Raw genomic sequence first — 12,609 nt, 5'->3', positions numbered from 1 at the left:
TTGAATGGAGCTTTGCTTCGCATCAATAGCCTATTAGTGATTTTTTTATACATAATTTTAAACGGGGTGAATGAAGTGTCTAGTAAGATTATCAATGTATCAAACCTAAAATTTAAATATACTGATTCAACCAACTTTGCTGTAAATGATTTATCCTTTGATATTAATGAAGGTGAATGGGTATCCATTATCGGAAAAAACGGTAGTGGAAAATCGACACTAATTAGCTTACTAGATGGTTTATTAAAGGCCCAAAGCGGCAGTATCAAAGTTGATGGAATTGAATTAAACGAAGATACTGTTAATGACATAAGAGATAGAATTGGAATTGTTTTCCAAGATCCTAACAACCAATTTGTGGCATCAACAGTTCAAGACGATATCGCATTTGGTTTAGAAAACAGAAACATGCCACAAGACAAGATGAAGACTGCCGTCGAAAAGGCATTAACCGACGTTGATATGCTGGACTATGCTGAAAAGGACCCAACTAGATTATCAGGTGGACAAAAGCAACGTGTTGCGATTGCGGGGATTCTAGCCATTAACCCCAAGATTATTATCTTGGATGAAGCCACTAGCATGTTGGATCCGAAAGCAAAATACTTAATAACAAATTTGATTAATGAGGTTAGAACAAAGTATAATCTAACTGTATTATCGATTTCACACGATATTAACGAAATCGAAAAATCAGATCGTACGATTCTAATTCGTGACGGTAAGATGGTACTAGATACCACTCCACAAAAGCTATTCACTGAATTAGACAATGTCGAGGAATATGGTTTGAAGCTACCTTTCTCAGAACAACTACGTTTGAGATTGAAGGAAGAGGGCTTTGATATTTCTGATGACTATTTGAATGACGAGGAGATTGTAGAATGGATAACGCAATATTATTCAAAAATGTAAGCCACGTATATCAAGAAAACACGCCATTAGAATTTCATGCTCTAGAAGATGTCTCATTGAAGATAAAGAGTGGTTCTTTTGTTTCAATTATCGGTAAGACTGGTAGTGGAAAATCGACATTGATTAAACATATTAATGCCTTATTAAAACCAACTAGTGGTAGTGTCACAATCGGTGATAAGGAAATAACAAGTCGTACTAATAACAAGCACCTAAAGCCACTCCGTCAAAAGATTGGCATGGTATTCCAGTTTCCAGAACAACAATTGTTTGCGGAAACAGTGGAGGAAGACATTGCCTTTGGTCCAAGTAACTTTGGCGTTACCGGAGACGAACTAAACGATACTGTGATGCATGCAGCTGACCTGGTTCATTTAGACCATGACCTATTGAAGAAGTCACCATTTGATTTATCAGGTGGTCAAAAGAGAAGGGTAGCGATTGCTGGTGTTTTAGCAATGAACCCAGAAATTCTAGTGTTGGATGAACCAACTGCTGGTTTAGATTTAGAGGGACAACAATATATCCTCGATTTAATTAGAAGACTTAATCGAGAAGAAAACATGACAATCGTTTTAGTTAGTCACCAAATGGATGACGTCGCCAAATATTCTGATCGAGTAGTCGTGATGAGTGGCGGTAAGGTTGTTAAAAAATGTTATCCTGACGAGCTATTCACGGACGTAGATTTCTTGAATAAGTATGATTTACAAGTACCTGAGACTGTTAAGATTACCAAGGATTTGGCTGATAAAGGTGTAACACTAGATAAGTTATCTTTAGACGCGGACGAATTAATTAACGGCATCATTAATAAATTAAGGAATGAAGATAAGGATGAATAACTTTATATTTGGAAGATACCTTCCTGGTAACTCACTAATTCATAAAATGAATCCAGCCGCCAAGATGTTAATCGCATTTGCCTATATCATCATGGTTTTCTTTGCCAACAATTTAATTACATACGTCGTGATGGCAGCCACTGTGTTGTTATTCGTCTTGTTATCAAAGTGTTCCTTTGGATACTTCATTAAAGGATTAATGCCAATGCTGTGGGTGATTATCTTCACAGTCATGATTCAGGTATTCTTTGGATCAGGTGGTCACGTTTACTTTTCATGGGGAATTGTTAAACTAACAAGCTATGGAATTTTAAACGCAGTCGTATTAACAATTCGTTTTATGCTAATTATTGCGATGTCGACAGTGTTGACACTAACGACATCACCACTTGAAATCTCACAAGGCATTAGTGCGCTATTGAAACCACTAAAGCGATTTAACTTCCCGGTTGAAACTTTCTCTTTGATGATTTCAATCTCATTGAGATTTGTGCCAACTTTAACGGATGAAACTAAATTAATCATGGATGCACAACGTTCTCGTGGTGTCGACTTCGGTGATGGGGGACTAATCAAACGTGTTAAGGCGTTTGTCCCATTATTGATACCTTTGTTTGTCAGTGCCTTTAAGCATGCCGATGATTTAAGTATCGCAATGGAAGCAAGGGGATATCAGACTAATAAGGAACGTTCTCACTTTCATACATTTAAATGGAAACCAAATGATTTTGTATGCATGCTATTAATTTTAGTCATGGCGATAGTTATATTTATATATAGGAGTTAGATAATAGAAATGTCATATCGTTATAAAATCACGATGGCTTATGATGGAACCGACTTTTACGGTTTCCAACGTCAGCCAAAGAAAAGAACCATCGAAGGAATCTTAACCAAGATTGTTAATAAGATGGCTAAAGATCCGGACCCAGCAATTACTGTGTATGGATCAGGTAGAACAGACGCAGGGGTTCATGCATTAGGACAGGTCGCTCATTTTGACTTTCCATACGACCTTCCTGAAGAAAACATGCTAAAGGCATTGAACAGCATGCTACCTTTGGATGTTCAAATTAAAAAGGTAGAAAAGGTTCCAAGTAACTTTCACGCTAGATACGATGTATCAGGGAAACGATACATGTATCGAATGGATATGGGCGAATTCCGTAATCCATTCAAACGAAGATATACAGCGCAATGGAGATTCCCGGTTGATATTGACAAGATTAACATTGCGCTAAAAGACTTGATTGGTGAACATGACTTTACTAGTTTTGTTGCCTCAGGTTCATCAGCTAGAACTAATGTCAGAACCATCTACGAAGCAAAATGTCGAATTGATGAAAAAGAAAATGAATTAATATTCGAATTTTACGGTAATGGTTTCCTATATAACATGGTTAGAATCATAGTAGGGGTCTTAGTTGAAATTGGTTCAGGTTCAAGGGATGTACATGATATTTTAAGACTATACAAAGTTAAGGATCGTACTGAAGCAAGAAGAACGGTTCCCGCTAGCGGACTATACTTAAAACATGTATACTATGAGGGAGATGATCCCGCACATCCTACAAAACTACCTCATCATCAAAGATGATTTTAGGTTGACTTTATAATTAAAAAATTGTAGTATAAAGCATGGTATTGTTTGCCCCACAATAAGCCCCGGAAACTTATATTGGTGTCGAACAAACACAGAAACATGGAGGAAGATTAAAGTGCGTACAACATATATGGCAAAACCAGGTGAAGTAGAACGCAAGTGGTACATCATTGACGCAACTGATATCAGTTTAGGTCGTCTATCAACTGTCGTTGCTTCTATTTTACGAGGAAAAAACAAGCCAACATTTACACCTCATGTAGATACTGGCGATAACGTTATTGTTATTAATGCTTCAAAAGTTGCATTAACAGGTCGTAAAGCTAGCGATAAGCTATACTCCCACCACACAGGTTATTTAGGTGGTCTAAAACAAAAAACTGCTGGTCAAATGTTAAATGATACTCCAGACAAGTTAGTTGAAACATCAGTTAAAGGTATGCTACCAAGTGGTACATTAGCTCACAAGCAATTACTACACTTACACGTATACGCTGATGCTAACCATGCTCACCAAGCACAAAACCCTGAAGTATTAGACATTAATAACCTAATTTAAGGAGGAAACTTAATTGGCTCAAGTACAATATCGCGGCACAGGCCGTCGTAAAGACTCAGTAGCCCGAGTAATTTTAGTACCCGGTACTGGTAAAGTTGTTATGAACAAAAAGGATATTGAAGATTACATTCCATTCCCTAACTTAAGAGCAGTGGTAATGCAACCATTCAATGTTACTGAAACATCAGGTAACTACGATGCTTTAATCAATGTTAACGGTGGTGGTTTCTCAGGACAAGCTGGTGCAGCTCGTCACGGAATCGCTCGTGCATTGCTAGAAGTAGATCCTGACTTCCGTGCTTCATTAAAGAGTGCCGGTTTATTAACTCGTGACGCTCGTATGAAAGAACGTAAGAAACCAGGTCTTAAGAAAGCTCGTAAAGCTGGTCAATTCTCAAAACGTTAAGATACACTTATCTTTTTGTTTTCAAAAGAACTTCCCGTGTGGAAGTTCTTTTTTTATACATAAGTGGACTTATTAATTAAAATAGTGTTTAATATTCAATGTTGTTTTATATGAAAGTAAAATCTCAAAGAGGAGATGATGATCATTAGAAATAAAGCTTATAAGATGAACATCTTATCCGTGTTTATCGCAATAATTATCATACAAACAAGTATCCCTGGATTGGGAAACATTCCAATTGGACCACTTAGTGTTACCATCATTCCAATCACAGTTGTATTAGCTGCAATTCTGCTTGGCACTAAAGAGGGGGCAATTGTCGGTGGTGTTTGGGGATTGATCACATTTGTCCGCGCATTTTGGTGGCCAACTAGTCCATTGGCAATCTATGTATTTACGAACCCACTAGTTTCTGTTCTACCAAGAATCCTAGTTGGTTTAGTCGCTGGATTAATTTTCAAACGATTATACAAACCTAACAAGCCATATCGCATGTATATGTCAATCACTGGGTTCGTCAGTTCACTAGTCAACACCGTTGTGTTATTAGGTTTGGTCTATCTATTCTACCGCGGGGATGCATTTAACATCTACCACATTAATGTTGATCAACTACTACCATACCTATTATTCGTAGCAGCAACCAACGGATTAGTGGAAGCCATTCTTTCTGGTGCATTGGTACCAGTGATTGGTTCACCACTATTGAAAATACGCAAAAAAAGCACCGATGACTAATGTCATCAGTGCTTTTTTATTACTTTTCGTCGGATTCACTATCCTTGTTTTTACCTTTTGAGTTGTGAGGTCCTTCTTTTACCATGGTGATGTTCTTGTTGTTAATAACGATCTTTCCGTGGTATTTGTCCTCTAATGCAGGATCGGTAGTTTGAAAACCAATCATGTATGAGTTGTTGTATCCTTTTTCAATGATTCCTTGGAATTTCTTCTTTTCTAGCATGAATGAAACTTGGTCACCAACATCAAATGGTGACTTGTCATTGCTTGTTAATTTATCTTTTACCAAAAGCATACATCTCCTAACTTATACCTTAAAATTACAGAAAAATGAGTCATTTGTCAATTAAACAATATTTAAGTTAAAATTTGATTTTCTTTTTTTAGCGAATAGTTTAGAATATTAAATAATATAAGGAGAGATTCTGTGAGTAAAAGAAGATATCGAAAAAGAAGAAAGAAGAAAACATCTAACTTTGGATGTCTTATTTTTATTTTAATCGTTGGCGTACTCTTATTCGCAGGCGGGATGAAGATATTTGATCGCATTTACACGTATGATTCATATACACAACAGAATGTGTTAAAGAGGCATCGTAAGTTCATCAATGCTTTATTACCGGCCGCAAATGACGTGCAAAGACGTTACAACATCCTAGTTAGTATCAGTTTGGCCCAAGCAATCCTCGAGTCAGACTGGGGAACTAGTCAATTATCTAGTCAATATAATAACTTATACGGTGTTAAAGCGTCGGGAAACCAACCATCTGTGAATCTTTCTACCCAAGAGTTCGTAAACGGCCAATTTATCACCATCACGGGTCGTTTTAGAGTGTATAACAGTTGGTCCGAGTCAGTCGAAAGCCACGCGCTATTGCTCGTAAATGGGACTGATTGGAACCCAAATCAGTATAAGGATGTAATTGACTCAGATAATTACGTTGCTGCTGCAAAGGGGCTACAAGTTGACGGATATGCGACTGATCCAACATATCGCAATAAGATTATTGAAATCATCCGTAAATACAAGCTATATCAATATGATAAACAAACTACCACTACAGGAGGAACATCAAATGAAACTACTGGAAGATAAGATTAAAGAAGTCGGACGTGTACTACCTGGGGATGTATTAAAAGTTGATGCATTTCTAAACCATCAGGTTGATCCTAAATTGATGGCTGAAATGGGTAAGGAATTTGCCAGACTATTTAAGGATGACGACATTACTAGAATCGTAACTGTTGAATCTTCCGGAATTGCTCCTGCAGTAATGGCTGGATTATATATGGATGTACCAGTTGTGTTTGCTAGAAAACACAAAAGTTTAACACTAACAGATGACGTATATACTAGTGAGGTATATTCATACACTAAACAAACCAGCAACCAAATTAGTATCGATAAAAGATTTATTCAACCCAATGACCGTCTACTAATCATTGATGATTTCTTAGCCAATGGCCAAGCTGTTCAAGGATTATTGGACGTAGCTAAACAAGCTAACGTATCAGTTAATGGAATTGGTATCGTAATTGAAAAATCATATCAAAAGGGCCACGATTTGATTGAAAAGACAGGGATTCATCTAGAATCACTTGCGAAAATTAAATCACTAGATAACGACAAAGTCACTTTTGTAGAAGATTAAAAAGAGTCGGCATAATTTGCCGACTTTTTTATTTGGTGCTAAATGAAAATATGCCCAGCTATGATATAATTAAACTATATATAAATTTGAGAGGATTGTGTTTTTTGTGCCAGTAAACGATTTAATTTCAGGAATGAATGATAAACAAAAAGAAGCAGTATTATGTACCGAAGGTCCTCTATTGATAATGGCCGGTGCAGGTAGTGGTAAGACCCGTGTCTTAACCCATCGCATTGCTTACTTAATCGAAGAAAAAAACGTATTGCCATGGAATATCCTAGCAATTACTTTTACCAATAAAGCAGCTCGTGAAATGAAGGAACGTGTTTCGAACCTACTAGATTACGGTGGAAACGACGTTTGGATTTCTACTTTCCATGCTCTATGTGTCAGAATTTTAAGAAGACACATAGATAAGATTGGTTTTAACCGTGCATTTACCATTGCCGGTAGTAGTGAACAAAGAACCTTGGTAAAGAGAATTCTAAAGGACTTCGATATTGATCCTAAGAAGAACGACCCAAGAGCAATTCTTTCAGCTATTTCAAACGCTAAAAATGATTTATTAGACCCAGTTCAATACAGTGAATCAATCGACCACAACAGCCCATTTGAAGAAACTGTATCAAAGGTTTATGACGAATACCAAAAACATCTTCACGGAAACCAAGCATTGGACTTTGATGATTTAATCATGTTAACCATCCAATTGTTTGAATCAGATAAGGAAACATTGGAATACTACCAAAACAAATTCCAATACATTCACGTCGATGAATACCAAGATACCAACGAAGCTCAATACAAACTAGTTACTATGCTTGCTAAGAAGTACAGAAACATCTGTGTTGTTGGGGATTCTGATCAAAGTATCTACGGTTGGCGTGGTGCCAACATGAACAACATCTTGAACTTCCAAGATGACTACAACGATGCTCACACAACATTGCTTGAACAAAACTACCGTTCAACTAAGAACATCTTAAGTGCTGCTAACGACGTTATTCAAAACAACGTTGCTAGAAAGGCCAAGAACCTTTGGACTGAAAACAAAGAAGGGGACAAGGTTTCATACTACCGTGGCCAAAGCGAAATTGATGAAGCACGTTTCGCAGTTACCCAAATTCAAAAGATTATGGAAGAAAAGCATTACTCATACAATGATTTTGCTATCCTATACCGTACCAACGCTCAATCACGTATCATTGAAGAAACACTTCTAAAATCAAACATTCCATACAACATTGTTGGTGGACACAAGTTCTACGACCGAAAGGAAATCCAAGACATCTTGGCTTACCTAACACTAGTTGCTAACCCAAGTGATTCGATGAGTTTAGAACGTATCATCAATGAACCTAAACGTGGAATTGGTGCATCAAGTGTTGATAAACTAAGAATTTTCGCCGGTGAAAACGGCTGGTCAATGCTAGAAGCTGCCAAGAACGTTGATTTAAACAACACACTTTCAAGTCGTGCTAGAAACTCAATTGCTGACTTTGCCAACGTGATGACTAAGATTCAAAAGGTTGCCAAAGAAGGTAGCGTAACAGATGTTGCCCAACACGTATTGGATGACACTGGTTACCTAGCAGAACTAAAGAAGACCAACTCACTTGAAAACAAGGCCCGAATTGAAAATATTGAAGAATTTATTTCAGTAACTCAACAATTCGATACCAACAGAAGCGAAGAAGACAACGAAGATGGTAACGAACCATTAACTGACTTCTTAGCAGATCTAGCCTTAGTTTCCGCACAAGACGACGTCGAAGAAAACTCTCCACAAGTTACCCTAATGACACTTCATGCTGCCAAGGGGCTAGAATTCCCAGTCGTATTCTTAATGGGAATGGAAGAAGGAATCTTCCCACTAGGTCGTTCAATGGAAAACGAAAAGGAACTAGAAGAAGAACGTCGTTTAGCATACGTGGGAATTACCCGTGCGCAAGAAAAACTATTCTTAACCAACGCGTTCTCAAGAATGTTATATGGTCGTCGTCAAACTAATCCTGAATCACGTTTTGTAAACGAAATTTCACCTGAATTGATTGAATCAGAAAACAACTTTGCACAAAGCAGCACTGTAAAGACACCATTTGATTCAAACAGAAGCCAACGTAATGCGCGCTTTGCACAACAACGTGCTTACAAGCAACCAGCTAAGAAGGTTCAAAAACCTGAAGGGACTGGTGCTGACAAGAAGGCATGGACCGTTGGTGACAAGGTTGAACACAAGGCCTGGGGAACAGGCACTGTCGTTAAAGTTAACGGTACTGGCGAAGATATGGAACTAGATATCGCCTTCCCAGACAAAGGATTAAAGAGACTATTAGCTGCATTCGCACCAATTCAAAAAGTTCAATAGAGGTGAGCTAATTGACTGATCAAATTAACGATATTCAAACTGAATACAATAAATTAAAAGACCAACTAAAGACATGGAGTCGTCAATACTATCAAGAAGATAGTCCAAGTGTAGAAGATCATGTTTATGATATGAGCTACCGTCGACTTCAAGAAATCGAAGCTAGTCATCCAGATTTAATCGCTAGTGATTCACCAACCCAAAACGTTGGGGGCCAAACCTTACCCGGCTTCAATAAGGTCAACCATGAAATTCCAATGCTTTCTTTAGGGGATGTCTTCTCTGAAGAAGAACTAAAGGACTTCATCGACCGATTGGATAAGAACTATCCAGAAATCACCGAGTACAACTGTGAATTAAAGATTGATGGTTTAGCAATTTCACTTCGCTATGAAAACGGGATTTTAGTTCAAGGTTCAACTCGTGGAAACGGAACAATTGGTGAAGACATCACCAACAACCTAAAGACGATTGAATCAATTCCACAAAAGTTAACTCGTCCAATCGACATCGAGGTGCGTGGCGAATGCTACATGCCTAAGTCATCTTTTGTGAAATTAAATGAACAACGTGAAAAAGATGGTGAATCAGTTTTTGCCAATCCACGTAATGCGGCAGCCGGAAGTCTAAGACAATTAGACTCAAAGGTTACCGCTCATCGTAAACTAAGTACCTTTATGTACAACGTTGCTAACTACGATGATCTAGAAACTAATACCCAAGCAGGATTATTGGAAGAACTCAAGGATTTAGGTTTCACCATTAATCCCACATACCGTGTGATTAAAAATATAGATGATGTTCATGACTACATTGAATATTACACACAACGTCGTGATGAACTAAGCTATGGTATCGATGGAATTGTTATTAAGGAAAATGATTTATCCTTACAAGAACAAATCGGAACCACTGTGAAGGTGCCAAAATGGGCGATTGCTTACAAGTTCCCACCAGAAGAAGTGGAAACTAAGCTATTAGATATCGAATGGACCGTTGGTAGAACCGGTGTGGTTACACCAACTGCCATCATGAATGAAGTTCAACTAGCAGGTACTAAGGTTTCCAAGGCATCATTGCACAACCCTGATTACTTAGAAGAAAAGGGTGTCCGCATTGGTGACACTGTTAAGTTGCACAAGGCGGGCGATATCATTCCAGAAATTTCTGAATATATTCCAAGCAAACGTCCAGCTGACAGTGTGGAATATGTCATTCCAACCACTTGTCCATCATGTGGTGATAAGCTAGTTCACTTGGATGATGAAGTTGCTTTGAGATGTATTAATCCAAAGTGTCCAGCTCAATTGAGTGAACAAATTAATCACTTTGCTTCCAGAAATGCGATGAACATTGATGGATTGGGTCCAAGAATTGTCCAACAACTATTTGATCGTCACATGTTAGATGATGCGGCTAGTTTGTATAAATTAACTCAAGAAGAACTTGAAACCCTAGATAAGTTTGGTAGCAAGTCTGCTACGAATTTATTATCGGCAATTGACAATAGCCGTAGTAATTCCGTTGAAAGATTATTATTTGGTTTAGGAATCAGACACGTCGGTGCCAAGGCCGCTAGAATTATCTCTGAACACTTCGGTGACATGGATAAACTAATGGCAGCCAGTGCTGAAGACATTTCTGAGATTAACGGAATGGGTCAAACAATCGCTGACAGCATTGTGACTTACTTCGAGAATCCGGAAGCACAAAAACTAATTGATGAGTTCAAATCAGTTGGCGTGAACATGCAATATCTAGGAGCTACCCAAGAGGATATTGATACTTCTGATTCACCAGTTGCTGGAAAGACAATGGTCTTAACTGGAAAACTTTCAGAATGGACACGTCCAAAGGCTAGTGAATGGTTAGAAAACCATGGAGCTAAAGTTACCGGAAGTGTTTCTAAGAAGACTGATGTTTTAATCGCCGGTGAAGATGCCGGAAGTAAGTTAACAAAGGCCCAAAGCCTCGGCGTAGATGTATGGACCGAACAAGATTTTATTGCTGTAGTTAATGAAACTAAGTGATTTGTGGAGGAAAGCAAATTGAAAAAATTAAACGTTTTATTTGTAGCACTACTAAGTGCATTAGTGTTAGTAGCTTGTGGAAGCAATGATAACAGTAGCAGTTCATCTGGTACTCAAGTTATTTCCCAAACTAATAGCAATTATTATCAAGGTGTAATTAAGAATGGTCATTACTTAACAAGTAAATCCAGAGGGGTTTCTGTTCAACAAAATGACAACCAATTGAACCTAAAAGGGTTTGAAAATGGATTACTAAGTATCTCAAAGGATCAATTCCCAACAGATACATACATCCTACAAGAAGGCCAATACATCGACACTAGCACTGCCGAAGATTGGTTAGGTCGTAAGAGTAAGAACAATCCTGATGGTTTAAACCCATCAGGTAGTGATACTAAGGAACCACTTTACTTACAACAAATGGACGAACAAGATTTCATGGAACAAAGTCATGGTTCTCTAAAGATTAAGGGAATGACCGTTGGTCTTGGAATCAACTCCGTTTACTACTACCGTAAGGAAGCTTATGGTGCCGTTTATCAAAAGAAATTAAGCGATAGTGATATTGAAAAACAAGGTAAGGAAATTGCCGACAAGGTATTACAACGCTTAAGACAAAAGAAGGACCTAAAGAACATTCCAATCGTGATTGCTTTATACAAACAAGCATCTAACGATAGTTTAGTCGGAGGTAACTTCTACTCATACTCAGTTAATAAGGCCGGATCAACCAGTGTTGATAACTGGAAGTCACTAGATATTAAGAACTATGTCCTACCAGATAGTTCAACTAGTGAAGTTAACAGTAATGACGAAGATGCTTTTGAAAACTTCAAGAACCAAGTACAAAAGTTCTTCCCTAACTTAAGTGGTGTTACCGCTCAAGCTCATTACGTTGATGGAAGTTTACGTGGTCTACACGTTAACATCACCACTCAATTCTATGGCCAAAGTGAAATCATTAGTTTCACTCAATACGTCGCTTCTACAGCTAAGAAGTACTTACCAAACAACATTCCAATTGATATCCAAGTTAGTTCTTCAGAAGGAATTCAAAGTTTCCTATCAAGAAAAACTGGATCAAAGAATTTCTATACTCACGTTTTTACCAGTTACTAATGTGAATGTGTTAAAATACTGATAGCAGTATTATCAAATATATATAAGAAAGAGGGAACAACGATGTCTGAAAAAATTAGTAAAGAGACAGTAAGTCACGTTGCATCATTGGCTAAGCTAGAATTAACCGATGAACAACTACCATACTTTACTGACCAATTAGGTAGTATCATGGGAATTTTTGATTCCTTAAATGATGTAGATACTAGCAATGTCGAACCAACATTTAGTGTTACAGATCAAATTAACGTTATGAGAGAAGATGTTGCTGATAATTGGGGACAAAGGGATGCATTACTAGATAACGCACCAGACGTTTCCGACGGATTAATTAGAACACCTACAATCATTGATGAAAGCGGGGACTAGTGAAG

Annotated in this window: 14 protein-coding genes; 13 read left to right on the top strand and 1 reads right to left on the bottom strand. The window is 37.8% G+C overall.

Going from position 1 to position 12,609, the window contains the following annotated elements; translation table 11 throughout:
- The first annotated feature begins 87 nt into the window (after window positions 1-87).
- The 7 genes from RZ55_RS04815 (at window position 88) to RZ55_RS04785 (ending at window position 5,066) form a co-directional block, all read left to right on the top strand.
- The gene (locus RZ55_RS04815) at window positions 88-915 is read left to right on the top strand and encodes an energy-coupling factor transporter ATPase (protein WP_081006663.1); all 828 of its coding nucleotides are present in this window, start codon (window positions 88-90) and stop codon (window positions 913-915) included.
- Window positions 885-1,760 carry an energy-coupling factor transporter ATPase gene (locus RZ55_RS04810; RefSeq protein WP_057175882.1) on the top strand — a complete coding sequence of 292 codons (876 nt, stop codon included), beginning with the start codon at window positions 885-887 and terminating at the stop codon, window positions 1,758-1,760. The genes RZ55_RS04815 and RZ55_RS04810 overlap by 31 nt, the downstream gene beginning before the upstream one ends.
- Entirely contained in the window at window positions 1,753-2,547 is a 795-nt protein-coding gene (locus tag RZ55_RS04805; protein ID WP_054605724.1) for an energy-coupling factor transporter transmembrane component T family protein, read from the top strand. Before RZ55_RS04810 ends, RZ55_RS04805 begins: the two co-directional genes overlap by 8 nt.
- Before the next feature lie 9 nt (window positions 2,548-2,556).
- A complete protein-coding gene (gene truA, locus RZ55_RS04800) occupies window positions 2,557-3,357 on the top strand; it encodes a tRNA pseudouridine(38-40) synthase TruA (RefSeq protein WP_054605723.1) in 801 nt (266 codons plus the stop codon).
- A gap of 121 nt (window positions 3,358-3,478) precedes the next feature.
- The gene (gene rplM / locus RZ55_RS04795) at window positions 3,479-3,922 is read left to right on the top strand and encodes a 50S ribosomal protein L13 (RefSeq protein ID WP_034534424.1); all 444 of its coding nucleotides are present in this window, start codon (window positions 3,479-3,481) and stop codon (window positions 3,920-3,922) included.
- A 13-nt stretch (window positions 3,923-3,935) separates the two neighbouring features.
- On the top strand, window positions 3,936-4,328 hold the full coding sequence (gene rpsI, locus RZ55_RS04790) for a 30S ribosomal protein S9 (protein WP_034531546.1): 393 nt from the start codon (window positions 3,936-3,938) through the stop codon (window positions 4,326-4,328).
- Window positions 4,329-4,466: 138 nt separating this feature from the next.
- Window positions 4,467-5,066, top strand: coding sequence for an ECF transporter S component (locus RZ55_RS04785; RefSeq protein WP_054605722.1), 600 nt, complete (start codon window positions 4,467-4,469; stop codon window positions 5,064-5,066).
- Between the two features lie 19 nt (window positions 5,067-5,085).
- Here the strand turns inward: RZ55_RS04785 and RZ55_RS04780 are convergent, their stop codons facing one another.
- The gene (locus RZ55_RS04780) at window positions 5,086-5,355 is read right to left on the bottom strand and encodes a hypothetical protein (RefSeq protein WP_034534428.1); all 270 of its coding nucleotides are present in this window, start codon (window positions 5,353-5,355) and stop codon (window positions 5,086-5,088) included.
- A gap of 240 nt (window positions 5,356-5,595) precedes the next feature.
- On the opposite strand from RZ55_RS04780, the gene RZ55_RS04775 reads away from it, so the two are divergent.
- From RZ55_RS04775 to gatC, 6 genes are all read left to right on the top strand, one after another.
- Complete coding sequence (locus RZ55_RS04775) at window positions 5,596-6,162, top strand: glycoside hydrolase family 73 protein (protein WP_080997743.1); 567 nt, start codon at window positions 5,596-5,598, stop codon at window positions 6,160-6,162.
- Complete coding sequence (locus RZ55_RS04770) at window positions 6,143-6,718, top strand: xanthine phosphoribosyltransferase (protein WP_053792870.1); 576 nt, start codon at window positions 6,143-6,145, stop codon at window positions 6,716-6,718. Before RZ55_RS04775 ends, RZ55_RS04770 begins: the two co-directional genes overlap by 20 nt.
- 106 nt (window positions 6,719-6,824) lie before the next feature.
- Complete coding sequence (gene pcrA, locus RZ55_RS04765; protein WP_143444194.1) at window positions 6,825-9,086, top strand: DNA helicase PcrA; 2,262 nt, start codon at window positions 6,825-6,827, stop codon at window positions 9,084-9,086.
- 11 nt (window positions 9,087-9,097) lie between these two features.
- Window positions 9,098-11,116, top strand: a complete 2,019-nt coding sequence (gene ligA / locus RZ55_RS04760; RefSeq protein WP_054605720.1) for an NAD-dependent DNA ligase LigA — start codon at window positions 9,098-9,100, stop codon at window positions 11,114-11,116.
- Window positions 11,117-11,134: 18 nt separating this feature from the next.
- Window positions 11,135-12,235 (top strand): CamS family sex pheromone protein, encoded by a 1,101-nt coding sequence (locus RZ55_RS04755; RefSeq protein WP_081034511.1) that lies wholly within the window; start codon window positions 11,135-11,137, stop codon window positions 12,233-12,235.
- Between the two features lie 63 nt (window positions 12,236-12,298).
- Window positions 12,299-12,604 (top strand): Asp-tRNA(Asn)/Glu-tRNA(Gln) amidotransferase subunit GatC, encoded by a 306-nt coding sequence (gatC, locus tag RZ55_RS04750; RefSeq protein WP_034531556.1) that lies wholly within the window; start codon window positions 12,299-12,301, stop codon window positions 12,602-12,604.
- Window positions 12,605-12,609: the final 5 nt, after the last annotated feature.

It is taken from the genome of Apilactobacillus kunkeei (assembly GCF_001421115.1).
GTDB lineage: Bacteria > Bacillota > Bacilli > Lactobacillales > Lactobacillaceae > Apilactobacillus > Apilactobacillus kunkeei_F.
The sequence above is the reverse complement of the archived record's forward strand: the minus strand, read 5'-3'. Positions and strand labels throughout refer to the sequence as shown.